Raw genomic sequence first — 23,542 nt, forward strand, 5'->3', positions numbered from 1 at the left:
TGAATGGGGTGAATGGGAAGATCCCGTGTTTGCCGAGTGGCGGTGAGGGGGTCCGGGAAGGGCGCGAAGCACCTCCGGGTCCCCCTCACCGGCCGGAGTATCAGCCGAGGCCGTCGGCACCCACCTGAACCGCGGACTCGTCGAGGACGGTGTCGGTCACGGGCCGCGGACGTCCGTCCAGGTCGAGGACGGGGACGGCCTCCTTGTACCAGGACTCGATGACGGCGTTGCCCCAGAAGTCGCGGCGGCGGTCGTCGCGCACGTTCCAGCGGTACGTCTCGTGGTCCGGGTCACCGGTGTAGTAGTCCGAGGTGTAGATCTCCACGCGGTGGCCGTCGGGGTCCCTCAGGTAGAGGTAGAAGGCGTTGGAGACGCCGTGCCGGCCGGGGCCTCGTTCGATGTGGTGCTCTTTGTGCAGTGAGCCGAAGATGTCGGCCGCGCGCAGTACCTGGTGGGACTCGTGGGTGGCCACCCCAAGGTGGTGCAGGCGCGGCCCGGCACCCCCCGTGAAGGCGACGTCGTGGACGGTCTGCTTGCGGTACATCCAGGCCGCGTACAGCTCGTGCTCGTCACCCTCGATCGTTTCCGAGCAGCCGAAGCCGAGGGACTGGTAGTGGGCGTAGGCGGCCGGGATGTCGGGGGTGCAGATGTTGAAGTGGTCCAGGCGGGCGATCTCGGCGCCGTGGCGGATGTCGTAGCGCTGGATGAGGCGCTCGGCGCGGGCGATCTCGTGGAAGAACTCCACGGGGAAGCCGAGCGGGTCGATGACGCGGACCGCGTCGCCGATCCCGTGCGTTCCCTCGCCCTTCTTCAACCGCTTGATCGGGCAGCCGAGTCCGGCGAAGAACTTCTCCGCCTTGTCGACGTCCTCGGGGGTGCGGACGCGATACGAGATGTGGTCGAGGGCCGCCAGGTCGCCCTTGCGCAGCACGAGTGAGTGGTGGGTGAGTTCGTCCGTGCCGCGCAGATACAGCGACTCGGCGTCCTCGTACTGCACGTAGAAGCCGAGCATGTCGACCCAGAACCAGCGGGCGGCACCGAGGTCGGTGACGGCGAGCTGGGCGTAGGCGGACCGGACGACGTCGGGGGCGTTCGAGGCGGTCATGATGCGGCTCCGAAGCGGGGGGTGTGCACCTCGGTGAGGGCGACGTGGACGATCTTCGATTCGGTGTAGAAGTCGATGCTGTGGGCGCCGCCCTCGCGGCCGACGCCGGAGGCCTTGACCCCGCCGAACGGAGTGCGCAGGTCGCGGACGTTGTGGGAGTTGATCCAGACCATGCCAGATTCGACGGCGTGCGCGATGCGGTGGCCGCGCTTGAGATTCGAGGTCCAGACGTAGGCGGCCAGGCCGAACTGCGTGGCGTTGGCGAGTTCCACGGCCTCGGTCTCGTCGTCGAAGGGAGCGACGGCGACGACGGGGCCGAAGATCTCCTCCTGGAAGATGCGGGCGTCGCGTTCGACGTCGGCGAAGACGGTGGGCTGGAGGTAGTTGCCGTCGGCGAGGTGGTCGGGGCGGCTGCCACCGGCGACCAGACGGCCCTCCTTCCTGCCGATCTCCACGTAGTTCAGGACGCGCTCGTAGTGTTCGGGGTGGACCAGCGCTCCGACCTCGGTGGCTGGGTCGGAAGGCAGCCCGACGCGTACGTTGGCGGCCCGCTCCGCCAGTCGCCGGGTGAACTCCTCGTACAGCGGGCGCTCGACGAGTACGCGTGAACCGGCCGTGCAGCGCTCCCCGTTGAGGGAGAACACGCCGAACACGACCGAGTCCAGCGCGGCTTCGAGGTCGGCGTCGGCGAAGACGACGACCGGGGACTTGCCGCCCAGCTCCATCGACACCGTCTTCAGGTGCTCGGCGGAGGACCGGATGATGTGCCGGCCCGTGTCGGTGGAGCCGGTGAAGGAGATCAGCGGCACGTCCGGGTGGTCGACGAGGGCCTGGCCGGCCTCCTCGCCGAGGCCGTGGACGATGTTCACCACTCCGGCGGGCACGCCTGCCTCGTCGAAGATCTCCGGCCACAGCGACGCGGACAGGGGGGTCCACTCGGCCGGCTTGAGGATCAGCGTGCAGCCGGACGCCAGCGCGGGGGCGAGCTTCCAGCTCTCCAGCATGAACGGTGTGTTCCAGGGAGTGATCAGCCCGGCGACTCCCACCGGTGTGCGCACCACATAGCTGAACTGGTCGTCGCCTTGCCGGAACGCTTCCTCGCCGAGGGCCACGATGACATCCGCGAAGTAGCGGAAGTTCTCGGCGGCGCGCCGCGCCTGGCCGCGGGCCTGCGTGATCGGCAGCCCGGAGTCGTACGACTCGAAAGCGGCGAGCCGGTCATGACGGGCCTCGACGGCGTCGGCGATCCGGTACAGGACACCCGCGCGTGCCCGGTTGGACAGCCCTGCCCACTCCGGGAACGCGGCCCGGGCAGCCGTCACCGCCCGGTCCACGTCGGCCGCGGAGCCACGCGCGGCCTGTGCGTAGGCCGTGTTGGAGACCGGGTCGGCGACGTCGAAGGTGCGTCCGTCCGCGGCATCGACGAGGGAACCGCCGATCCAGTGCTGGATCCCGGAGGGAAGGTACTCAGGGGTGGTGCTCACTGCGCGGCTCCGATCTGCTGGGTGAGGTCTCCGCCCTCGCTGAGCAGCGAGCGGATCTTCGACAGGCCCGCGTCGGTGGGAGAGGTGAGCGGCGGGCGGACATGGGACGACGCGATACGTCCCTGCTGGTGCAGCACCCACTTCGCGGGCGCCGGGTTCGTCTCGACGAACAAGAGGTCGACGAGCGGGTGCAGGCGGTAGTGGAGGTCGCGGGCACCGTCGAAATCGCCCGCCTCCCACAGCTCGTACATCCGAGCCACTGCGCCGGGCGCCAGATTCGCGACGGCTGAGACGAACCCGGCACCGCCGAGCGCGAGCAGCGGCAGGCAGAGCAGTTCGATGCCCGACCACACCAGCAGCGAGCGTCCGCAGGCGTGCAGCACGCGCGAGAAGTGCTCGAAGTCCTTGGTGGTCTCCTTGACGCCGACGAAGTTCTCGAAGTCGGTGAACAGCCGCTTCACCGTCTCGGGCGCGATGTCGACGGCCGTGCGCGAGGGCACGTTGTAGGCGACGATCGGCAGGTCCGGGAACTCCCGTGCGACGGTCGCGTACCACCGGTACAGCGCCTCCTGCGTGGGGCGCGCGTAGTACGGCGTGATGACGAGCGCGGCGTCGGCGCCCAGCTCGGCTGCGGCGGCGGTGAGTTCGAGGGTCTCGTCGAGCTTGTGGGATCCGGTCCCGGGCAGGAACGGGACGCGGTCGCCGATCTCCTCGACCGCCGTCCGCATCCCCGCGATCCGCTCGGCCACGCTCTGCGCGCTGGGTTCGCCGGTGGAGCCGCCCAGCGAGATGCCGTGCGAACCGGACTCCAGCTGGAAGCGGATCAGCGCGCGCAGGCTGTCGTGGTCGACGGCTCCATCCGAAGTGAAGGGGGTGATGGCGGGAGCGATGGAGCCGCGGATGGCGGACGGGTCGCTGCGGAATTTCATGTGTGTTCTCCTTGCGTGCTGTGCTGCTTGCGCCACCGCTCGTACGTCTCGTGCCAGTCGGGACCGAGGGGATACAGGCCGTCGATGTCGTGCCCGGCGCGCACCTGCTCGGTGATGAAGTGCTCCCGCTGTTCCTGCTCCCGGCAGTCGGTGATCAGGTCCTCGGCCAGCTCGGGCGGCACGACGACCACGCCGTCCGCGTCTCCCACCAGCAGGTCGCCGGGCTGCACGAGGGCTCCGCCGCAGGCGATCGGCACTCCCGTGTCCCACGGCACATGGCGGCGGCCGAGGACGGAGGGGTGGGCTCCGCCGTGGTAGACGGGCAGCCCCAGTTCGGTGACCGCGACGCTGTCGCGCAGACCGCCATCGGTGACCACCCCGGCCGCGCCGCGCTGTTGCGCGCGCAGCGCGAGGATGTCGCCGAGGGTCCCGGCGGATGTGTCCCGGCGGGCGTCCATGACCAACACGTGGCCCGGCCTCAGCTCCTCGATCGCCCGCTTCTGGGCGTTCATGCCGTTGCCGTACTTCTTGAAGACGTCCTCGCGCAGCGGCAGGTAACGCAGCGTGTGGGCGACGCCGACCATCTTCGTGTCCGGTCGTGTGGGACGTACCCCGTCGATGGACATGTGCGGCAGTCCGCGCCCCCGCAGCTGTGCGCTGAGTGTGGCGACCGCGACCGAACGCAGTCCCTGCTCGATGCGCTTGTCGAGTAGTGGCTCGGGGGTGTACGCGGCTCCGTGGGCGGCCTCGCGTTCGGCCGTGTCCGCCCTCGGCATTGCTCCGTACGTCTCCAGGGCGGGCCCGGAGGCGATGGGGTTGCGCAGCCGCCCGGTGGACTGTCCGCTGCCGGTGACCTCGACCTCCACCGTGTCGCCGGGGGAGACGACGGAGGCGCCGGCCGGAGTGCCCGTAAGGATTACGTCACCGGGCTCCAGGGTGACCAGTCTCGACAGATCGGCGACGAGCTGTCCGAAGGGGAAGAGGAGGGTGTCGGTGGTGTCGTCCTGCACGAGTTCGCCGTTGACCCAGGTACGCAGCTGGAGCGCGCCCGGGTCGAGCCGGCGGGCATCCAGCAGCCGCGGCCCGATCGGGGTGAAGCCGTCGGCGCCCTTGGAGCGGAGGTTGGAGCCGCGGTCGGCGTACCGCAGGTCGTAGAGCCCGGCGTCGTTCGCGGCGGTCACCCACCGCACGTGGGACCAGCCGTCCTCCGGCCGCACACGCTGGGCTCGGCTGCCTACGACCAGGGCTATCTCGCCTTCGAACCCGAGAAGTTCACACCCCTCCGGGCGGACGATGGCCTCCTTGGTGCCGGCCAGCGACGAGGGGGGCTTGAGGAAGTAGGAGGGCTGGGCCGGGGTCCGGCCGCGCTCCTTGGCGCGGCTGGGGTAGTTGAGATGGACAGCGATGATCTTCGACGGGGGGTTCCCCAGGGGGTGCGTCATCAGGAGCGCTCCAGGAACGCCTGGACCTTCGCCTTGTGCGGCTCCCGGTCGTAGCTCTTCACGTACGCGCCGGCCATGCGGACGGGGTCGCCGAAGAAGTAGTACTCGTACAGGGCCTGGCGGCTGGAGAAGGCGGAGATGCAGGTGTCCCAGACGAGACGGAAGAGCTTCACGCGCTCGGGGCCGGACAGGGAGGCCGACTGCAGGTAGGCGTCGATGTCGGCAGCGGCGGGCCCCTGGATGTCGAGTTCGGTCGGGGTGGCCATCAGGCCGGAGGCGCCGAGCTTGCGCAGGATCTGCGGGAAGCGCTGGTAGAGCTTGGGGTAGAGGTTGCGGGCGGCGTTGAGGGGGGCGAAGGCCGGGGTGAGGACCCCGTACGCGTTGACCTCGGCGTCGGCTTCCGCCGCGCGCAGGAAGGCGCGCAGTGTCTCCAGGGTGGTGATGATCTCGGCGATGTCCTCCTGGACGTGCTGGAACTGCTCGATGCCGATGGCCTCGGTCAGCAGTGTCACCAGGCCGAGGATGTACTCGGTCTTGGCGGTGGTGCGGGTGACGACCTGGTGGGTCATGTGCACCACGGAGGACGTCTGGGAGTAGAAGCCGTTGCACAGTTCCGCGTCACCGAGGGCGAAGCAGCGCTCGAAGGGCACGTGCACGTCGTCGAAGACCACCACACAGTCCGATTCCTCGAAGCGGGAGGCGAGGGGGTGGTCGTGCCGGGGGCGGTCGTAGTCGAGGGGTTCGCGGGCGATGTAGCGCAGGCCGGGGGTGTCGTTCGGGATGGCGAAGGCGTAGGAGTACGGCTTGTCCTCGGGGGTGCCGCGGAGCACGGTCGAGGGGAAGACGAGCATCTCGTCGGCGAACGGGGCGATCGTGGCGAGCATGCGCGCACCGCGGATCACCACGCCGTTGTCGTCTTCCTTCACGATGCGCGCGGCCAGCTTGCCGCCGGCCTGCTGGGTACCGGCCACCGCTCGGTTGACCTGCGGCGGGATCAGCGTGTGCGTGCACAGCAGGTCCTCTTCGCGGACCTTCTCGTAGTAGCGGCGGATGTTCTCGCCGAAGGCGGGGTTGGCCTGGGCGAACCAGCCGGCGGCCGAGGCGAGCGCCATCAGGGAGCTGTTCATGTAGTCGCCGGTACGGCCGAGCATGCCGTTGCTGTGGTCGGCCCACACCTTGAACGCCTTGCGGCGCTTGACCAGGTCGTCCGGTGTTTTCGGGGTGAGGAAGGACGTGCCGACCGGCTCGCCGGACGTGGGCGAGGTGTAGGTGAGGGTGTCCTTGTGCTCGTCCGAGTGCTGGAGGTCGAACAGTTCGGCGTAGGTCTGGACGACGTTGCGGAAGGCGGGGTGGTCCTGGATGCCGCCGGTGACGGTCTCGCCCTGGATGTGGACGGTGGGGCGGGAGGCGGCGAGGCGCTCCAGGTATTCCTTGCCGGTGCGTGCGGCCATGGTGGTTCTCCTGGGGAGGTGATCAGCGGGAGGGGGCGGGTTCAGATGAGGTGTTCGATGCCGTCGGTGGACTCGGCCGCGGTGCCGAAGCGGCTCCAGGCGTAGGTGAGGGCGTCGCCGTCGCGGTGGCCGAGGTCGGTGACGCGGCCGACGAGGAGGGTGTGGTCTCCGCCGTCGTAGGCCTGCCATGGCTCGCACTCCACCCATGCCAGCGGGTTCGTGAGGCGGGGCACCCGGGCCGCGGTCGCCCAGCGGGGCTCGGCGGCGCCCTGCGCCCCGGCGAACAGCCGGGCCAGCGGCTCCTGTTCGGCGCCGAGGATGTTGACGCAGAAGGAGCTGTCGATCAGCTGGTCGTGGCAGCGGGCGCGTCGGGCGACGCTGACGAGCACCAGAGCGGGATCGGCGGAGACGGACGTGAAGGAGTTCATGGTCGCGCCCCGGGGACCGTCCTCGCCCGCGTATGTCACGACGGTGACGCCGGTGGCGAACCGGGACATGCAGGCGCGCAGGGCGCCAGGGCTGGGGGGAGCGAATGCTTCGGGCATACGAGGTTCCTTGGGATCGATCGCCCGCGGGCCGTCCCCGTCGACGGAGAAGGAGGAACGGCCGGGGCTACCCGGCCGCGCATCGGGACGCACGGCCGGGAGGAGACCTGTCCCCTGACAGACCCAGGGGACAAAACAGAACAACTAATGCTCAGGGCATGTAATCAATGCTTTGATTAATTGAGGACCGTACCCCTGCCTGCATCTCTGGGGAAGCCCTCGAGTGAAGGTTTTTTACGGTCCAGAAACCTGGACGGCATGCCGGCGCGGTGCCCGCTTCCCAAGTGCGGTCCGTCATGCTGCCCGGCCTAGACTCCGACTGTGACCCAGGAACCGGAACCGCTGGATGCCGACCACCTGCACTTCTGGTCGTTCATCGACCACGCCGTCGACCGGGCTTCACGGGAACTCCCCGGCATCGACCCGCTCGCCATGCGGATGGTCCTTACCCTCCACCGCGCGGCCAACATGCTCGTCTACGACCTCGAATCCGCCGTACACAGGCCTCGCGGCTGGTCATGGCCCGGCTTCCGAGTGCTGTTCGCCATCTGGCTCTCGGGCCCGGTCGAGGCGAAGAAGGTCGCGGAGCTGTCCGGCATGAGCCGAGCCGCCGTGTCGGCGCTGGTGAACACGCTGGAGCGGGACGGCCTGGTGAGCAAGGAGCGCGCCTCCTATGACGGGCGCGCGGTCCAGCTCGGCCTCACCGAGGCCGGCCTGCAGGCGATCACCACTGCCTTCCAGGCGCACAACGCACGTGAACAGGAGTGGGCGGGCGCGCTCAGTGTGGACGAGCAACGGACCCTCATCGAATTGCTCGGCAAGCTGACCGCGCACTCCGCGCACTTCGACGTCCGGCATCGGACCTGAGGGGTTTTCCCAGGGCGACGAGCCAATGGCAGGCGTCCTGCTTGGCGGACGGCGGCCGCTTCGCCGCCCAATTCGTCGAGCAGGGCGGCGGACGGGCAGCCGTCGTCCGGGCTGTTGCGGTGCTGAGTAGATGGCCACCGCACGATCTGTTCGAGTCCGTCGCGGCCGGGTGCCGCGTGCGCGACGATGTTCGCGTTCTGTGCGTGCAGTTCGTCGGCGACCGCGGTGGCGACGAGCTCGTCCTTGGACGTGAAGTGGGTGTAGAAGGCGCCGTTGGTCAGCGCTGCGTCCTTCGTGAGTGTCGCGATCGCCGACGGCGATCCAGGGCCCCGCAGTGCTAGGACGTGTTTGAGATGTTGGTCAGCGCTTCGTTCCGCGTACGCTCGGATCATGGTGCAAAGCCGGGCGGAAGACGTGGACAGCTATCTCGCCGAGGTACCTGAGGAACGCAAAGTGGCTCTGACCCGGCTGCGTGAGCTGTGCCGTGCAGAGCTGCAGGGGTTCACCGAGGTGATGGCCTACGGGATGCCCGCCTATAAGCGGGATGGCATCGGGGAGATCGCCTTCGCGAGCCAGAAGCAGTACATCTCCTTCTATCTACTGCGCAGCGATGTCCGCGAGGCGTTCGCTGAGCGGCTGGCAGGCTATGACATGGGCAAGGGCTGTCTGTGCTTCCGTAGACCGGAGAAGATGGACTTCGTGCTCCTCCGGGATCTGCTGCGGGCCACGGCGGCGGCCGGGCCGGGCAAGATCTGCTGACTACTGCGACGCATAGCCGTCGTCTGGATGCAAACGTTGATCAAGGTCGTTGGCCTCGAGGTGCTCGACGGTGACGGCGAAGCCGTCGGGCAGCACGCGGCGTCGCCCACGACGCGGCCGACATCGAGCAGCACGCCTCGGTCGGCGATGAGTCCGGCCGTGGTCTGGATGCCGGTGACCTTGTCGCCTTCGCTGGTGACGACGTCGCCCGCGCGGCGGCCGTTGTAGGCCATGCCGTGGTCGAAAATGTGCCCGAGGCCGTCCCACTGGGTCGAGGCCTGCAGAGGCATGAACACCACGTCGTCGGCCCCGCCGATGCCGTGCGGAAAGCCCTGGGTGCCGCGTTCGGCCTCCAGCCCGGTGTGCACCGGGTTGGTCCGGCGCCGCCAGCCCTTCTGCGGACCGTCGGCGGCGAAGGTCTGGGCGAGGGAGAAGCTCGCCCCGCGGCGTACCAGGGCGGCGCCTTCGCGGCGTTTGGCCTCGTCGAGGAAGTTCAGTGTGTCCAGGACGTCGTCGGCGCCCCAGCGGCCCCAGTTGGAGTTGCGCTTCGCCGCTGCGGCGATGGCACCTTCGGGATCGGTGCGGTCGAGCCCGCCCGGCGTCATCACGCCCCGCCGCGCACGGCAGCGAATCGTTTCTCGGCCTGGTCGATCGCGGCGATCTGGGCCAGGATCTCGCCGGGAGAGGACTCGCCGACCACCTTCTGCAGGAAGGGGGTCCGGTCCAGGATCGCGTCCCGCACTCCCTGGAGGGGACCGGGGGCGTGGTGGAAGACCTTGCCCAGGATGTAGGCCTGTTGCACCTGGCGGGCGGTGTGCGGCTTGCGCGGGGCCTCGAAGGCGTCGAGCGCGGCCCGGACGGCGGTGTGCTCGCTCAGGTCGAGCCCGGCCAGTCGGCGGCCCAGGTAGTACCCGTCCTCGGTCGCCATCCCCGCGCCGTAGGCGGCGTAGGGGGATGTCGGGTGCGCGGCGTCGCCGACGAGGGTGGCCCGGCCCTTGGACCACTGCTTGAGCGGCTTGCGGTCGCGCAGCACCCAGCGCTGTACGTTGCCCGGCTCGGTCGCGGCGATCAGCTGCGGCAGCGGGGCGGGGAACTCCGCGCCCATCGCCGTCGCGGTGGCGTGCAGGTCGCCGTCGAAGGTGGTGGCGTCGTCGTGTGCGCCCAGCACCCACCACTGGAACCCGTAGCGGCCCTTGTGTCGGATCGAGGTCCAGCTGCCTTGCACTGTCCGGTTGTGGGAGACGATGCACAGCCCCGGGTCCGCGACCACGTCCTCGTCGAAGGTGAATCCGCCGAAGATGTGCAGGTTGTGCTCCCGCTTGGGCGAGTCGCCCCACAGCGTCCGGCGGACCAGCGAGTCGATGCCGTCGGCGCCGACGAGCACGTCGACCTCGATGGTCTCGCCGTCGGCCATCTTCAACCGGACACCGGTCTCGTCCTGGTCGAAGCTCTCCACTGTGCGGTTGAGCTGCAGGACACCGGGCGGCATCGCGGCGAGCAGCCGTTGGTAGAGCTCCGGGCGCAGCAGCCCGATGAAGCCACCCCCGTAGTCGGCGACGATGTGCTCGGGCAGGTTCACCCGGGCCCGGGTGCGGCCCTTCGCGGAGCGGAACTCCGAAGAGCAGGGGGCACCCAGGTCGGTGATGTCGACGCCGAGCAGGCCGAGCGCCTTGATCGGCGGCGGCCACAGGTTGAGGATGTTGCCGGCCGGCCGGGCCTGCGGGTAGCGCTCCAGGAGGACGACGTCGTGGCCGGCCTGGTGGACCGACAGGGCGGTGGCCATGCCGGCCGGTCCGGCGCCGATGACGGCGACCCGGCCTCGCTTCGTTGCGGGGACGCTCATGGTGCTCCCTGGGGATAGGGGTGACGGGAAGTGTCAGTCGGCGACGGTGTGGAAACGCATCGTCGGCGTGCCGTCGACCAGCGAGCCGGCCGCGGCGAGGAACTCCTGCGTGTGTGGGTGCTCCATGTGCGCGTCGAGGGCCGCCTGGTCGCGCCAGATCTCGACGCTCAGGATCGTCTCGTCGTCGGTGAGGTCGGCGTAGAAGCCGTAGGACTCGCAGCCCTCGTCTGCACGGGACTGCGTGGCGACGGCACGAGCGGCCGACACCAGGTCGGCCCGGCGTCCGGGAAGCGCACGGGCACTGCCGATCACGATCAGCACGAAGATCCTCCGACGGTGGAAGACGGTCAAAGCGTAGTGAACGCTACGGTTGAATCAAAAGAGTAGCGACTGCTACGGTTCTGTCAAGGTGATGCCTTCACGATCGCGGCGGTCTCGACCGTGCCCAGGTCGCACGCGGGCGATCCATGCCCGGACGACAGCAAGGACGCTCTGTCACTGGACTCGTTTTACCGATGTGTCGCCCGCGGCCGGGACGAGGACGTTCCTCGGCGCGATGAAGGAGACTTGCATGCTGTGCGCCCCTGTAGATCTGCGGACCGACACGCTGGACAGCCCGTTGTGCATCGGCAGTCGAAGCCCGGAGTTCGCGTGGCGACTGCCTGCCGGGGCCGTGGCCCAAGCCGCGTACCAGGTACAGGTGACCACCGGGGATGGTTCCGCCGCGGGTGAGCTGGCTTGGGACAGCGGCCGGGTGACCGGCACGGAGCCCTTCGGTGTCACGTACGAAGGCATGTCGCTGATGTCGTGCCGGCACTACAGGTGGCGGGTGCGCGTCTGGTCCGGGACGGAGCAGGAACCCGGGCCTTGGAGCGAGTACGCATCGTTCGAGACGGGCGTACTGGACCCGGAACGCTGGGCCGCACGCTGGGTGAGCGGGCCCGTCCCCGCGGCGAAGACCGACTATCGCGTGCTGTACCTGCGTACCACGGTCGACCTTCCCGCACCCGTGCTTCGGGGCCGGGCCTACGTCTCCGCGCTGGGCTGGTACCGCTTCTTCGTCAACGGACGTGACCTCACGGGCCCGGCGCTGGTGCCGCGCTGGACGCCGTTCGACCAGTACGTGGAATACCAGGCTTATGACGTGACGGAAGCCTTTCGTGCCGGCGGCAACGTCGTGTCGATGGCGGTCGGGGACGGCAGATTCCGCGGGGCAAACGGGCTCACCGCGAAGCAGGCCGTCTACGGCGACCGGACCGCGGGCCTCGTCCAGGTGGATCTCGACCTGGAGGACGGCAGCACGGTCACGGTCGTCAGCGACGGATCCTGGCAGGCCGGGACCGGGCGCATCGGCGCTGCCGACCCGATGTTCGGGGAGCGGGTCGACCTGCGCGTACCCGATGAGGACTGGCTGACATCACATGCACCACCAGCCCGGTTCGGGCCCGCCGAGGTGCTCGACGACCGGCGCACGCTGATCGCCGAGGACGTTCCCGCGGTGTGCGAGATCGAGCGGCTCTCTCCTCGTACCGTCAGCCGGGCAACTTCGGGTAAGCAGATCGTCGACTTCGGGCAGAACTTCGCCGGCGTGGTGCGGATCCGTCTTCCCGCAGGACCCGGGACCACCGTCCGCCTGACGCACAGCGAGGTCCTGCGCAAGGACGGCGAGCTGGACATCGACTACATCCACGGACTTCCCGTGAACCGCTGGTACCAGCGCGACGAGGTCATTCTCGGCGACGAAGCAACCTGGTGGTCCCCCTGGTTCACCATCCACGGATTCCGCTACGTCGAGGTCGACGGCCTGCCCGGCGACCTCAGTGCCCAAGACATCGAGGGCATCGTTGTGTCCTCGACGGTGCCGGACGCCGGAGGCTTCGACTGCTCCGACCAGCGGCTCGTGCGCCTTCGTCGCAACGTCTCCTGGTCACTTCGGTCGAACTTCACCGACACCCCAACGGACTGTCCAACCCGGGAACGCTCCGGCTGGACCGGGGACATCCAGGTCTTCGCCCCGACGTCCACCACGTTCGTCGACGCCCAGGCCTACTTGCGCCGCTACCTGCGCAATCTGGCCGCAGAGCAGCTGCCCGACGGTAGAGTGCCGGTCTTCGTTCCCGCTGAGGCCTCGTCCTTCTCCGGAGGAATGGCCAAACTGATGCGCGTGGTGGCGCAGTCGGCCGGCTGGGCAGACGCCGCCGTACTGCTGCCCTGGACGCTGTACCGGTATTACGGCGACCGGTCCGTCCTGGAGCGGCAGTACCCGAGCATGACCGCATGGGTGGATCAACTGACCCGCCGGGCTCGCGAGAAGAGGCGCATCACCCGGCGCCTGCGCGGCAGCGCGAACCCTGGCGTCGACCCCTTCCTGCTGGACACCGGCTTTCACTTCGGTGAGTGGCTGCGTCCAGGGCAGGGCTTCGCCGCGTCGATTCTCGACAGCATGCGGCACAGCCCGGTGACGGCCACCGCCTACTTCGAGCACTCCGCGCGCACTCTGTCCGACATCGCGACTGTCCTCGACCGCGACGCCGATGCCACCCGCTACCGGGAACTCGCGGACCACACGCGCAGCGCATGGCGGGCGGCCTTCCTGCACGACGACGGCCGTGTCGGAACCGACCGCCAGGACGACTACGTCCGCGCCCTCGCCTTCGGCCTGCTGGAACATGAAGAACGGCCCGCAGCAGTCGACCGGCTTGTGACGCTCATCGAGGCAGCCGATAACCACCTGGCCACCGGCTTTCTCTCCACACCGATGCTGTTGCCGGTCCTCGCCGACGCGGGCCGGCCCGACGTTGCCTGGCGTCTGCTGTTGCAGACCACCACGCCGTCCTGGTTGTACCAGGTCGAACAGGGGGCGACCACCGTCTGGGAGACCTGGAACGGGTACAACACGAAGGGGGAGGCAAAAGAGAGCCACAACCACTACGCCCTCGGTGCGGTGGTCGGCTTCCTCACCGAATACGTCGCCGGGCTGTCGCCGACTGAACCGGGCTACCGCGTGTTCGACGTCCGGCCACTGGTGGGCGGCGGACTGACCTCCGCCCGCGCCGAGGTGCAGACGCCCTACGGCGCCGCCTCCAGCAGCTGGGTCGCAGACGAGAGCCAGGTGACTCTGGAGGTCGCGGTTCCTCCAGGCAGCACCGCGCGCTTGCACACCGGTACCGGCGGGCCCCCGCAGGAGTTCAGTAGCGGTACACACACGGTGGTCTGGCCCCGCGCCGAGAGAGAGCAGGGCTGAACACCGGCCGTCCGCCCGGGAAGTGTTCGACGGCGAGGCTCCCAGGTGCTTCGGAAGGTCCAGGACGATCGGGATGACCAGCGACTGCATCAGCAAGAACACGATCCCGCCCACGCGCCGCCGCATCTCCGCGGAGGCCGCGCGGGCGTGCGCTCTGCATCGGTGACGGCGGCAGCTCTACGACCGCAGCAGGTACCGGCACGCCATGTCGCTCAGGGAAGCGAGGAAGGCGTCGTCGTCGGCCTCGGCGTCGGTGATGGCCGGTCCGTACGCCACGCGGACGACGAGTGTGGAGAAGACGGTGGTGTACGCGGCCCGTACGGCAGGCTCCGGGTCATCGTGGTCCATGTGCTCGCCGACCTCGAGCAGGACGCCGGTGAAGAGCCGGCCGAGCTCTGCGCTGTAGTCAGCACCGCGTCGGTGGATCTCCGGGTGCGCTCCGGAGATGAGGATCACCGCTCGCAGCAACGCGGCATGCCGGCCGAAGATGTCGGCGACCGCACGCACCGCCCGCTCCACGAGCCGGTCCGGCGACAGGCCCCGCCAGTGCTCAGCGTCGGCGAAGACCGAGTGGTCGGCCCGGACACGGTCCAGCCCGTGCTCGTAGACGGCGAGGAACAGAGCCTCCTTGCTATCGGTCCGGGCATAGATCGCCCTCGGCGCCACCTGGGCACGGTCGCACACCGCCGCGATCGTGAATGCCTCGTACCCGCCCTCCTCCAGCAGTGCCACCCCGGCGTCGAGCACCCGCGCCCACGCCTCCCGACTGCGTTTCTGCAACGGCGGCCTGATCACAAGGGGCTCGACAGCGGCTTTGTCAGCCGATGTGGACGACGTCACCGATGGGTTCCCTCCGATGCGCGGCAACCGCCGCCGAACAGTTACTTGACAGAACCGTAGCAGGCGCTACCCTCTTGATTTAATCGTAGCGCACACTACGCTTTGGCCAATTCCGCTGCCGGAGGACCTTCATGTTGATCGCGTTCGGCAGTGTCCGCGCCCTTCCCTGACCTAAGACCAGGCCGACCACGCCCCAACCGCGACCTGCGGATCTCCACCCCCAACGAGGGCGCCACCGAGCACATCGGACTAGATCCACCTCGCACACGTCAGCACCTTGACCACCGACTGGATCGCCGACACCTTCGCCGTGGCGACGACGTGACCGCACTCGGCAGAGGGATGACAGCCAGATCCCTGCCGCATCGCGCACCACTACCGTCCAAGGAATCTCATGTTCGCCCAAATCAACGGTATTGATCTCTTCTTCGATGTCGTCGGATCAGGTCTCTCCGTAATGGAGAAGAGTCTCGAATCGAAGCCGGTGCTGTTCGTTCACCACGGGGGTCCAGGAGGCGATCACAGCCTTTTCCGACCGTGGCTCGACGGCCTGCAGGGCACGGCACAGATCATCTACTTCGACCACCGGGGCACAGGACGATCCGGCCGCGCAGACACCAGCACCTACACGCTGGAACAGATGGCCGACGACATCGAGGCGCTGCGGCTCTACCTCGGGATCCAGGCGCCCGTGCTCCTCGGTGCCTCATTCGGCGGCATGGTCGCTCTGCAGTACGCCGTCCGCTATCCCGATTCGCTGTCAAAGCTCATCCTGGCCGACACGGCACCGAGCAACGACTATCACGCGCTCTCGATGAAACAAGTTGCCGAGGTGGCCAGCGCAGAGCAGATGGAGCTGATAACAGCTCTATTCGGGGGGACCATCACCCCTGAGAAGTACGCCAGGTGGGCCGAAGTCGTCGGGCCCCTCTACTACCGTACGGTCCCGCCGCTGGCCGAAAGGGAAGCTGCGGACGCACGCGTAATAGCCGGACCCGAGGTGGCTGAACACGTCATGAAGCACGAACTGCCTTCTTATGACGTCCGCGCACAGCTGGGCGCCATCCACATTCCAACCCTTGTCGTCACGGGTAGGTATGACTGGGTCACACCGCCATCACAGTCGGAAGAAATAGTGAAGGGGATTCCCCATGCGGACTTTCACATCTTTGAGAACTCCGGTCACAACCCATTGGTGGAAGAGACTCAGGAATTCCTCCAGACCATCTCTCGATTCATTCAGTCATGAGACAAGAGAATCAGATGAACACGGTTCCCTGATCACAAACACCGACCTCATCGATGGGATCTGAGGCGCCCCCGATCCGGCACCAGTGCCCTGACCGACCCGGGCCGCACCGCCTGGATCGGCCGGACGAGAACGCCCCCTCCATCAGCGACAAACCCGCCATCGACGACACCGGGCACTCTCTGATTGCAGGCCCCATCAAGTCTCACGTCCATCACGAATGACGGCTCCGCCGATCCCTTCGCCCCGTGGTCAATGCATGCGGCGTCACCACCGTGCGCGGCTGCGGTGGGGCGCACGGAAGCACCACCGAGTTGAGCAGAGCGGTCGAGGCCGGCCTCGGCGAAGGTCCCCGAACCGTGGCAGCCGACCGGGTCATCACCATGACCGGCGGCCCGATCACTTCATGGGAGCACTCGTAGCCCCGAGCGCTCGCACCGAATACAAAGGAGCAACGCTATGACTCGAGTTCCGTATGATTCCGAGCTTCAACCTGCAGCCGAGCAGTTCATGGCCACCTACGGTCCGACCATGCCCGCGCACGTTGTCCCGTCTGCGCGGTCTCTTTTCGAACAGCAGGTGCCGGAGCTGGACGAGCTCGTCGCCGGGCGCCAAGTCTCCGCACGCACCATCGAAGTCCCAGGTGATGAAACTGGTCCCGCATCCGCCATGACGATCTTTTCGCCGGAGTCGACCGCTGCTGGTTGCGGAGTGTTCTACATCCACGGCGGAGGGATGGTGATGGGGCATCGGCTAGGCGGCGCGGACGACCTCGTCACCTTGGCGGAGCAGTTGCAGGTGCCGGTTTTTACCATCGATTACCGGCTTGCACCGGAGGCCCCATATCCAGCGGCCGCGAACGATGTACGACGTACGTGGCTCTGGGTGGTTGAACATGCAGCGGAGCTCGGCGTTGACCCAAGCAGCCTGATCCTCATGGGCGGCAGCGCTGGCGGAGGGCTGGCGGCCGGACTCGCTCTGCGTCTTCGGGACGAAGAATTGCAGACGCCTCTGGCCGTCTGCCTCCTTTCACCCATGCTCGACGATCGGAATGACTCCGTTTCCAGCCACGACTACGACGGCACCTCGTTGTGGGATCGCGGCTCCAACCTGATGGGATGGGACGCCTTCTTGGGGGCGGAGCGCTCAACGGTTTCCGCGTACGCGGCACCAGCACGCGCCACAGATCTCTCCGGGCTGCCACCCGCATATCTTGAAGTAGGTTCGTCCGAGGTCTTTCGCGATGAGGTCACTGAATTCGCATCGCGACTGTGGGCCGCCGGCAACCTGGCCGAACTGCACGTGTGGGCTGGCGGTTTCCACGGCTTCGCCACCTTCGCACCGCAAGCGCGGGTGAGCGTGGCATCCCTCAAGACTCGTACCGATTGGCTACGCAGGACGCTCCTGTCCCGATGAACCCCCGCTCACGCATCGGATCCTGAAGAGGCAGCAGAAATCGGCAGGACGGCCACCCTGATCGCCATTTCCCCGTGCCGTCGTTCGACGACGGCTGGCGGATCGCGCAGTTCGTCACCGCGCTGCCGATCGTGATGCTGCTGTGGTGGCGGTCGCTGTGTACTCCTTCAGCATGATCTAGCGAGGAACCCCGGGCGTTCACGCCCGGGAGGAATCGCTTCTCTCGGCTGCTCTGACCCGCGCGGGCGCACGGGTCTGCACTGTTGACCTCAGTCAGGACGCTTCTGGTTCGCGATGTACTCCTTCACCAGGGCGAGCGGTGCGCCGCCGCATGATGCGGCGAAGTAGGACGGAGACCAGAAGTGCTCGCCCCACAGGTACCGGCGGATGTGGCCGGGGAACTCCTGGCGCAAGCGGCGGGCGGAGACGCCCTTGAGGCTGCCGACGAGTCGGGAGATGGCGACCTTCGGTGGGTAATGCACCAGCAGGTGTACGTGATCGCGCTCGCCGTTGAACTCGCGCAGGTCCGCGCCGAAGTCCGCGCACACATCCCGCATGACCTCTTCGCAGCGCTTGAGGATGTCGTCGGTGAACGGTCCGCGCCGGTACTTGGGGGTGAAGACCAAGTGCGCATGAAGGGTGTAGACGACGCTACGGCCCCTGCGGATATCGGGGTTTGGTTCCCATCGAGGTGACATAGAGCAATGCTATATTCGTTCCCGTGAAGATCGTCGTGCAGGTGAAACTCGTGCCGGATGCCATCCAGGCGTCGGTACTCGAGTCGACCCTGCGCACGGTCAACGACGCCGCGAACTGGGTGTCGGAGGTGGCGTTCGAGCACGGTGTTCCGCGTGAGTACGAGTTGCGCAAGCACACCTACGCCGAACTCAAGGCCCGGGGCTTCGGGGCGCAGGCCGCGCAGCACACCATCAAGAAGGTGCGCGACGCCTACACCACACTCAAGGCCAACGTTCGGGCCGGGAATCTTGGGAAGGAAGGCTCCAAGCGCCGCCGTAAGGCGGAGTCCAAGCCGATCGTCTTCCGGCCCGAGGCCGCCCAGGCGTACGACGACCGGTGCCTTTCCTGGCAGTACGACCAGCAGACCGTGTCCATCTGGACCACTTCCGGACGGCTCAAGAGCGTCCGCTTTGTCTGCTCCGCCGACGCGCTCAAGACGCTCCGGGCGCACCGGCAGGGAGAGTCCGACCTCATCGAGCGTGACGGCGTCTTCTACCTGATCGCCACCTGCGAGGTACCCGAGGCCGAGCAGTACGGGCCGGACGGCTTCATCGGCGTGGACCTCGGCATCGCCAACATCGCCACCACGTCCACCGGCTACCTCGCCGCCGGGCGGGGGCTGGGCAGGTACCGCAAGCGACAGCTTGTCCTGCGTGCCAAGCTCCAGAAGAAGCGCACCAAGAGCGCCCAGCGGCGACTCAAGGCCCGTGCCCGCAAAGAGGCGCGGCACGTCGCCAACCAGAACCACATCATCTCCAAGACGATCGTGACCGAGGCTGAACGCACCGGGCGCGGCCTGTCCCTCGAAGAACTCAAGGGCATCCGCTCCCGGGTACGGCTCCGCAAGCCCCAACGGGTCGCACTCCACTCCTGGGCGTTCGCCCAGCTCGCAGACTTCATCGTCTACAAGGCCAAGCGGGCAGGCGTGCCCCTGGTCTTCGTCGATCCCGCGTACACGTCGCAGACATGCGCCGAGTGCGGCCACGTCGACAAACGCAACCGTGTCGACCAGGGGCTTTTCATCTGCCGGGGGTGCGGGGTCGTTGTCCACGCCGACCGGAATGCTTCCCACAACATCGCCGCGCGTGGCGAGAGCGTGTGGAACGCGGGGCGTGAGTCACGCGTCCCTGCCACCCGATAGGGGTGTCTGGACGGAGGAGTCCAACCCGGCAGCCAGCCGGGCACTACCTCCAAGCCCGGTCCTTCAGGGCCGGGTCAAGTTGACGCCTGAAATCTTCCCGACCTGGATCCGCGCCAGCGACACCGGCCTGTCCGGCGCGTTCGGCCGGGTCGGCAGGATCCTCGCGCCGACGATCATCGGGCTGTCCTCGGCGAGCCTCGGGTTCGCCGGCGTGTTCGGCCTGCCGACGGCCGTCCTGGAGGCGGGTGTGCTCTGCGTGCTCGTCTTCGGCCTGTCCACAGCAAGCCGGTACCTGGAGGAACTGGCCGAACACGGCGTGCCGAAGGCCGCCGTGAAGGAGATGAGGGAGTGAGTGTGTCCACTGAAGGAACGGGTGCGCGACGCGATCGGCGTGCGGATGTTCACGGTGCTCGCGTGGGTGCCGGAGCGCCGAGCGCTGCGGCGGGTGCACAGCCGCCACCCGGTGGAGTACCCGGTGGGCGGGGAGAAATCCGTCGTGGTGGCCGTCGGCTGGCTCGAGGAGTGCATCGCCGCGCAGCAGCCCTACTTCGGGCCGGACCACGCGGCGGCGGTGCGGGGGCTCTTCGCCGACCACGAAACCTGATCGAAGGGCTCGGCTGCGGCTCGATCATCAACGTCCCCGTGATCGCCGATGGCCGGACGCTCGGGGTGCTCAACATCCTCGACGCGGAAGCCACCTACGACGACGATGCGGTGGTGGTGGCCGAATCGCTCGCGCCGCCGGCCGTGTCCGCCCTGCTCAACCTGGAGAAGGAGAACCGGTGACCGGATCCCTGGTGCTGCGCAATGCCCGCCTGCTCGACCCGCTGTACGGGGAGTACACCGAAGGCGACCTTCGGTGTGATTCCGGCCGGATCGTGGAGGCGGGGCCCGGTCTCGCCGCGGCCGACGTGCGTTCGATCGACGTCCGGGGCGCGGTCGTGCTGCCGGGGCTGGTCGACGCGCACGTGCACGTCACGGCGTCGACCGCGGATCTGGGCTCGCTGCCGTCGTTGTCACCGTCCTATGCGGCCGCTCATGCCGCGCGCACGATGAGCCGGATGCTCGACCGCGGATTCACCACGGTCCGTGACGCGTCGGGTGCCGACTACGGCCTCGCCGACGCCCAGGCGGAGGGGCTGTTCCGCGGCCCGCGACTGCTGTTCTGCGGGCGCGCGCTGAGCCAGACCGGCGGGCACGGCGACACCCGCACCCGCGGCACGCATGCGAAGGACGACCACCCGTGCTGCGCGGGCCTGGGCCGGGTGGCCGACGGCGTCGACGCGGTCCGCGCGGCCGCCCGCGACGAGCTGCGCAAGGGCGCCCACCACATCAAGGTGATGGCGTCGGGCGGCGTCGCGTCCCCGACCGACCGCATCGACTCCACGCAGTACTCGGCTGAGGAGCTGAGCGCGATCGTCGAGGAAGCATCAGCGGCGAACCGCTATGTGGCGGCGCACGCGTACACCGCCCGAGCTGTCAACCGCGCTTTGGAACTGGGCGTCCGTTCGATCGAACACGGAAACCTGCTGGACGACCGGAGCGTTTCACTGTTCCTCGCCCACGAGGCGTTTTTGGTGCCGACGCTGGTGACGTACTGGGCTCTGAAGGAGGAGGGCCGCGATCACGGGCTGCCGGAGCCGAGCTGGCGCAAGGTCGACGAGGTCTTGGGCGCAGGCATGGTGGCCCTGGAGCGTGCGGCTCGTGGCGGCGTGAAGCTGGTGTATGGGACGGACCTGCTGGGCGGGATGCACCGCCATCAGAACCACGAGTTCCGCCTGCGCGGCGAGGTCCAGACCCCGCTGGAGGTGATCCGCTCGGCAACCTCGACGGCGGCGGAGTTGCTGAACCTGACGGGGGAGATCGGGACATTGGCCGTGGGCGCGCACGCGGACCTGCTGGTGGTGGACGGAGATCCGTTGGCGGACCTCGGGGTTCTGGCGGAGCCGAAGCAGTTCCGCCACATCATCCAGGGCGGTGCGGTGGTTTCCGAAACCTGACGCCGGATGCACCCCTGACGGGTGTGCACCCGTCGGGCAATCCACGCGCGGGCCCACTACTGATCTTTTCGTAAGTTCGGTGGGTGTGGTGGGCGGATGGTCAGGCCTGCATGGGCGAGGAATGACCATGGCAGTCGGGGGTGAGACAGGGCCACTCGTTTGACAGTCCCGCATCGCGGATTGCCGTCTGGGCGGTGGATGTCACGGCGGCTGACTCGAGCGTCCTGCCCCTCGCTGTCGAGTGGCCCTAGGCTCGGCGGGGCCCTTGACCAAGCGGGTTTGTGGACGCGGGGCGTGGGGTGGGGTGGGGTCAGGATTGTGTTTGGCGGTGTTGGTGCCAGGCGTGGGCGGCGTGTTGCATGGGGGTGGCCCAGTCGTCGGGGCTTTGGGCGGCGATGGAATCCCATAGTCGGTGCTGGGCGCGGGCGAGAGCATCGAGGCCCTGGGGCGGGGCATGTTTCCAGGCGGGGTGGGCGGCGGCTGCGGTTTCGGCTTGCTGGCAGGTGTGACCGTGGGCGATGAGCCAGAGGGCGGGGTCGATCCAGGGGGCGCCGGTGGAGGCCCATCCCCAGTCCACGAGAAGCGCGCCGCTGCTGCTCAGGATGAACCGCCCCGGCTCGAATAGAGACTCGATTTCATGAAAGGATCGAGTCATGGCACGACCTTCCCGTTACCCGCTTGAACTCCGCCGCCGTGCGGTGCGCATGGTCGCTGAGGTGCGCGACGATCACCCGAACGAAACGGCCGCTCTGCAGACGGTGGCCGACAAGCTCGGCATCGGCTCCCGCGAGACGCTCCGAAACTGGGTGAAGCAGCACGAGATCGACGCGGGGACTCGTCCAGGCACGACGACGGACGAGTCCGCCCAGCTCAAGGCGTTGAAGAAGGAAAACGCCGAACTCAAGCGGGCCAACGAGATCCTGAAGGCCGCGGCGAGTTTCTTCGCGGCCGAGCTCGACCGGCCACACACACGCTCGTAGCGTTCATCGACGAGCACCGGGACCGCTTCGGCGGCGTCGAGCCGATCTGCAGAACCCTCACCGGGCACGACTGCAAGATCGCCCCTTCCACGTACTACGCCTACAAGAAACGCCTCGAAACTCCCTCCGCCCGTTCCGTGCGCGACGAGAAACTCAAAGTGCGCATCCAAGAGGTCTACACGTCCAACTACCGCGTCTACGGGGCCCGGAAGGTCTGGCGCGAGCTGAACCGGCAGGGACATGCGGTGGCCCGCTGCACCGTCGAGCGCCTCATGCGCGAACTCGGCATCACCGGCGCCGTCCGCGGCAAGAAGGTGATCACCACACTTCCCGGCGGACAAGTCGAACGGGCTCCCGACCGCCTGGAGCGCGACTTCGTCGCCAAGGCCCCGAACCGCTGCTGGGTCGCGGACTTCACCCACGTGAAGACCTGGGCCGGTGTCGTCTACATCGCCTTCGTCGTGGACACCTTCTCCCGCCGGATCGTCGGCTGGTCCGCGGCCACCGTGAAGGCGACGGTCTTCGTCCTGGACGCTGTGGAGATGGCGATCTGGCAGCGCGACCGCGACCAACACCCCGTTCGACCAGGCGAGTTGATCCATCACTCGGACGCCGGTCAATACACGAGTTTCCGGCTCGCCGAGCACCTGGACGCCGCCGGCATCGCCGCCTCGATCGGATCAGTCGGAGATGCCTACGTCAACGCGCTCGCCGAGTCTTTCATCGCCACCATCAAACGGGAGTTGCTCGACACGACCTCCTGGCCCAGCCGGGCCGCCGCCCACACTGCGATCTTCGATTTCGTCGAGGGCTGGTACAACTTGCACCGACTGCACAGCAGCCTCGGCTACCGCAGTCCTGCCGAATACGAGACCGCACTCACAGCCTGACCACCACACCGACGGTGTCTGTCAAAGCGGGACAAGCTCACAAGGAGGTTCGTCATGTCCCGCGTACAGCTCGCCCTCCGCGTTCCCGACCTCAACGCCTCGGTCGCCTTCTACGGCAAGCTGTTCGGCACCGAGCCCGCCAAACTCCGCGACGGCTACGCCAACTTCGCCATCGCCGAGCCCCCGCTCAAGCTCGTCCTGATCGAGGGCGCGACGGGCGAGGTGACGCGCATGGACCTCCTCTGCGTCGAGATCGAGAGCAGCGAAGCCGCGCATGCCGCCACGACCCGGATGGGCGAGGCCGGCCTGGCCACAGACGTGGAGAACGACAGCACCTGTTGCTACGCCCTCCAGGACAAGGTCTGGGTCCACGGCCCGGGCCAGGAACCCTGGGAGGCGTACGTCGTCAAGGCCGACGCCGACTCCCTGGCCAAGCAACAGGGCAGCACCTGCTGCACCACCGGTCCGGCCGACGCGGCCGTAGAAGTCGGCGCGAAGGAGCCGTCCGTCGTGGGCGGCTGCTGCTGATCCGCCGATGGCCAACCACCACACCAGCGGGGCCGTGGCCGGGACGGGGGACCGGTCACGGCCCGCGTCTCCCTGCCGCCTTCGCACCCCC

The 23,542-nt window shown here is 68.0% G+C and carries 23 protein-coding genes and 1 pseudogene; 12 read left to right on the forward strand and 12 right to left on the reverse strand.

Translation table 11 applies throughout. The annotated features are described in order from the left end of the window. Window positions 1-100: 100 nt before the first annotated feature. From hpaD to OHU89_RS48275, 6 genes are read right to left on the reverse strand one after another with little or no spacing between them, the layout of a single operon-like run. The gene (gene hpaD, locus OHU89_RS48250) at window positions 101-1,105 is read right to left on the reverse strand and encodes a 3,4-dihydroxyphenylacetate 2,3-dioxygenase (RefSeq protein ID WP_405652702.1); all 1,005 of its coding nucleotides are present in this window, start codon (window positions 1,103-1,105) and stop codon (window positions 101-103) included. Continuing rightward, the gene (gene hpaE / locus OHU89_RS48255) at window positions 1,102-2,589 is read right to left on the reverse strand and encodes a 5-carboxymethyl-2-hydroxymuconate semialdehyde dehydrogenase (RefSeq protein WP_405652704.1); all 1,488 of its coding nucleotides are present in this window, start codon (window positions 2,587-2,589) and stop codon (window positions 1,102-1,104) included. Before hpaE ends, hpaD begins: the two co-directional genes overlap by 4 nt. Continuing rightward, window positions 2,586-3,518, reverse strand: coding sequence for a 4-hydroxy-tetrahydrodipicolinate synthase (gene dapA / locus OHU89_RS48260; RefSeq protein ID WP_405652706.1), 933 nt, complete (start codon window positions 3,516-3,518; stop codon window positions 2,586-2,588). Before dapA ends, hpaE begins: the two co-directional genes overlap by 4 nt. Then, window positions 3,515-4,960, reverse strand: a complete 1,446-nt coding sequence (locus OHU89_RS48265) for a fumarylacetoacetate hydrolase family protein (protein ID WP_405652708.1) — start codon at window positions 4,958-4,960, stop codon at window positions 3,515-3,517. Before OHU89_RS48265 ends, dapA begins: the two co-directional genes overlap by 4 nt. Continuing rightward, complete coding sequence (gene hpaB / locus OHU89_RS48270) at window positions 4,960-6,411, reverse strand: 4-hydroxyphenylacetate 3-monooxygenase, oxygenase component (RefSeq protein ID WP_405652710.1); 1,452 nt, start codon at window positions 6,409-6,411, stop codon at window positions 4,960-4,962. Before hpaB ends, OHU89_RS48265 begins: the two co-directional genes overlap by 1 nt. Before the next feature lie 41 nt (window positions 6,412-6,452). Then, window positions 6,453-6,956, reverse strand: a complete 504-nt coding sequence (locus OHU89_RS48275) for a flavin reductase family protein (protein WP_405652712.1) — start codon at window positions 6,954-6,956, stop codon at window positions 6,453-6,455. 321 nt (window positions 6,957-7,277) lie between these two features. Here OHU89_RS48275 and OHU89_RS48280 point away from each other — a divergent pair, with 321 nt between their 5' ends. Both OHU89_RS48280 and OHU89_RS48285 read left to right on the forward strand, forming a co-directional pair. Next, entirely contained in the window at window positions 7,278-7,823 is a 546-nt protein-coding gene (locus OHU89_RS48280) for a MarR family winged helix-turn-helix transcriptional regulator (protein ID WP_405652715.1), read from the forward strand. A gap of 390 nt (window positions 7,824-8,213) precedes the next feature. Further along, entirely contained in the window at window positions 8,214-8,582 is a 369-nt protein-coding gene (locus tag OHU89_RS48285) for an iron chaperone (RefSeq protein ID WP_405652717.1), read from the forward strand. 51 nt (window positions 8,583-8,633) lie between these two features. Here the strand turns inward: OHU89_RS48285 and OHU89_RS48290 are convergent. From OHU89_RS48290 to OHU89_RS48300, 3 genes and pseudogenes are all read right to left on the reverse strand, one after another. Then, window positions 8,634-9,187, reverse strand: a pseudogene (locus tag OHU89_RS48290) (cyclase family protein); the annotation flags it as partial. Continuing rightward, window positions 9,187-10,425, reverse strand: coding sequence for an FAD-dependent oxidoreductase (locus OHU89_RS48295; protein ID WP_405652719.1), 1,239 nt, complete (start codon window positions 10,423-10,425; stop codon window positions 9,187-9,189). The pseudogene OHU89_RS48290 and the gene OHU89_RS48295, both read right to left, overlap by 1 nt. A 33-nt stretch (window positions 10,426-10,458) precedes the next feature. Beyond that, the gene (locus OHU89_RS48300; protein ID WP_405652721.1) at window positions 10,459-10,776 is read right to left on the reverse strand and encodes a putative quinol monooxygenase; all 318 of its coding nucleotides are present in this window, start codon (window positions 10,774-10,776) and stop codon (window positions 10,459-10,461) included. Between the two features lie 220 nt (window positions 10,777-10,996). On the opposite strand from OHU89_RS48300, the gene OHU89_RS48305 reads away from it, so the two are divergent. Beyond that, a complete protein-coding gene (locus tag OHU89_RS48305; protein ID WP_405652723.1) occupies window positions 10,997-13,669 on the forward strand; it encodes a family 78 glycoside hydrolase catalytic domain in 2,673 nt (890 codons plus the stop codon). A 177-nt stretch (window positions 13,670-13,846) separates the two neighbouring features. Here OHU89_RS48305 and OHU89_RS48310 read toward each other — a convergent pair whose 3' ends face one another. Then, the gene (locus OHU89_RS48310) at window positions 13,847-14,449 is read right to left on the reverse strand and encodes a TetR/AcrR family transcriptional regulator (RefSeq protein ID WP_405652725.1); all 603 of its coding nucleotides are present in this window, start codon (window positions 14,447-14,449) and stop codon (window positions 13,847-13,849) included. A gap of 454 nt (window positions 14,450-14,903) precedes the next feature. Here OHU89_RS48310 and OHU89_RS48315 point away from each other — a divergent pair, with 454 nt between their 5' ends. Continuing rightward, entirely contained in the window at window positions 14,904-15,758 is an 855-nt protein-coding gene (locus OHU89_RS48315; protein ID WP_405652727.1) for an alpha/beta fold hydrolase, read from the forward strand. Window positions 15,759-16,217: 459 nt separating this feature from the next. Next, window positions 16,218-17,174 (forward strand): alpha/beta hydrolase, encoded by a 957-nt coding sequence (locus tag OHU89_RS48320; protein WP_405652730.1) that lies wholly within the window; start codon window positions 16,218-16,220, stop codon window positions 17,172-17,174. A gap of 269 nt (window positions 17,175-17,443) precedes the next feature. On the opposite strand, the gene tnpA is transcribed toward OHU89_RS48320, so the two are convergent. Next, window positions 17,444-17,872: an IS200/IS605 family transposase gene (gene tnpA / locus OHU89_RS48325; protein WP_266898953.1), complete on the reverse strand. Its 429-nt coding sequence runs from the start codon at window positions 17,870-17,872 to the stop codon at window positions 17,444-17,446. 11 nt (window positions 17,873-17,883) lie between these two features. On the opposite strand from tnpA, the gene OHU89_RS48330 reads away from it, so the two are divergent. From OHU89_RS48330 to OHU89_RS48350, 5 genes are all read left to right on the forward strand, one after another. Then, entirely contained in the window at window positions 17,884-19,053 is a 1,170-nt protein-coding gene (locus OHU89_RS48330) for an RNA-guided endonuclease InsQ/TnpB family protein (protein WP_405654224.1), read from the forward strand. A 79-nt stretch (window positions 19,054-19,132) separates the two neighbouring features. Further along, complete coding sequence (locus OHU89_RS48335; protein ID WP_405652732.1) at window positions 19,133-19,405, forward strand: hypothetical protein; 273 nt, start codon at window positions 19,133-19,135, stop codon at window positions 19,403-19,405. Further along, the gene (locus tag OHU89_RS48340; RefSeq protein WP_405652735.1) at window positions 19,406-19,657 is read left to right on the forward strand and encodes a hypothetical protein; all 252 of its coding nucleotides are present in this window, start codon (window positions 19,406-19,408) and stop codon (window positions 19,655-19,657) included. It begins immediately after the preceding gene. After that, complete coding sequence (locus OHU89_RS48345) at window positions 19,576-19,839, forward strand: GAF domain-containing protein (RefSeq protein ID WP_405652737.1); 264 nt, start codon at window positions 19,576-19,578, stop codon at window positions 19,837-19,839. Before OHU89_RS48340 ends, OHU89_RS48345 begins: the two co-directional genes overlap by 82 nt. Continuing rightward, the gene (locus tag OHU89_RS48350; RefSeq protein WP_405652739.1) at window positions 19,836-21,053 is read left to right on the forward strand and encodes an amidohydrolase family protein; all 1,218 of its coding nucleotides are present in this window, start codon (window positions 19,836-19,838) and stop codon (window positions 21,051-21,053) included. The genes OHU89_RS48345 and OHU89_RS48350 overlap by 4 nt, the downstream gene beginning before the upstream one ends. Window positions 21,054-21,363: 310 nt before the next feature. Here OHU89_RS48350 and OHU89_RS48355 read toward each other — a convergent pair whose 3' ends face one another. After that, a complete protein-coding gene (locus OHU89_RS48355) occupies window positions 21,364-21,708 on the reverse strand; it encodes a hypothetical protein (RefSeq protein ID WP_405652741.1) in 345 nt (114 codons plus the stop codon). On the opposite strand from OHU89_RS48355, the gene OHU89_RS48360 reads away from it, so the two are divergent. Continuing rightward, window positions 21,707-22,923 (forward strand): IS3 family transposase gene (locus tag OHU89_RS48360; protein ID WP_405652743.1). Its coding sequence is split into 2 segments (ribosomal slippage): window positions 21,707-21,989 and window positions 21,989-22,923, totalling 1,218 coding nucleotides; the frame shifts between segments, so codons are not numbered across the junction. The genes OHU89_RS48355 and OHU89_RS48360 overlap by 2 nt on opposite strands. A gap of 54 nt (window positions 22,924-22,977) precedes the next feature. Next, window positions 22,978-23,451 (forward strand): ArsI/CadI family heavy metal resistance metalloenzyme, encoded by a 474-nt coding sequence (locus OHU89_RS48365; protein WP_405652745.1) that lies wholly within the window; start codon window positions 22,978-22,980, stop codon window positions 23,449-23,451. Window positions 23,452-23,542: the final 91 nt, after the last annotated feature.

This window comes from Streptomyces sp. NBC_00019, assembly GCF_045041015.1.
In the GTDB taxonomy this organism is placed as follows: domain Bacteria; phylum Actinomycetota; class Actinomycetes; order Streptomycetales; family Streptomycetaceae; genus Streptomyces.

Coding starts and splice junctions, on each gene's coding strand:
- hpaD (WP_405652702.1), bottom strand. CDS start 1,105: ATGACCGCCTCGAACGCCCCCGACGTCGTCCGGTCCGCCTACGCCCAG.
- dapA (WP_405652706.1), bottom strand. CDS start 3,518: ATGAAATTCCGCAGCGACCCGTCCGCCATCCGCGGCTCCATCGCTCCC.
- OHU89_RS48265 (WP_405652708.1), bottom strand. CDS start 4,960: ATGACGCACCCCCTGGGGAACCCCCCGTCGAAGATCATCGCTGTCCAT.
- hpaB (WP_405652710.1), bottom strand. CDS start 6,411: ATGGCCGCACGCACCGGCAAGGAATACCTGGAGCGCCTCGCCGCCTCC.
- OHU89_RS48275 (WP_405652712.1), bottom strand. CDS start 6,956: ATGCCCGAAGCATTCGCTCCCCCCAGCCCTGGCGCCCTGCGCGCCTGC.
- OHU89_RS48285 (WP_405652717.1), top strand. CDS start 8,214: ATGGTGCAAAGCCGGGCGGAAGACGTGGACAGCTATCTCGCCGAGGTA.
- OHU89_RS48295 (WP_405652719.1), bottom strand. CDS start 10,425: ATGAGCGTCCCCGCAACGAAGCGAGGCCGGGTCGCCGTCATCGGCGCC.
- OHU89_RS48305 (WP_405652723.1), top strand. CDS start 10,997: ATGCTGTGCGCCCCTGTAGATCTGCGGACCGACACGCTGGACAGCCCG.
- OHU89_RS48315 (WP_405652727.1), top strand. CDS start 14,904: ATGTTCGCCCAAATCAACGGTATTGATCTCTTCTTCGATGTCGTCGGA.
- OHU89_RS48320 (WP_405652730.1), top strand. CDS start 16,218: ATGACTCGAGTTCCGTATGATTCCGAGCTTCAACCTGCAGCCGAGCAG.
- tnpA (WP_266898953.1), bottom strand. CDS start 17,872: ATGTCACCTCGATGGGAACCAAACCCCGATATCCGCAGGGGCCGTAGC.
- OHU89_RS48355 (WP_405652741.1), bottom strand. CDS start 21,708: ATGACTCGATCCTTTCATGAAATCGAGTCTCTATTCGAGCCGGGGCGG.
- OHU89_RS48365 (WP_405652745.1), top strand. CDS start 22,978: ATGTCCCGCGTACAGCTCGCCCTCCGCGTTCCCGACCTCAACGCCTCG.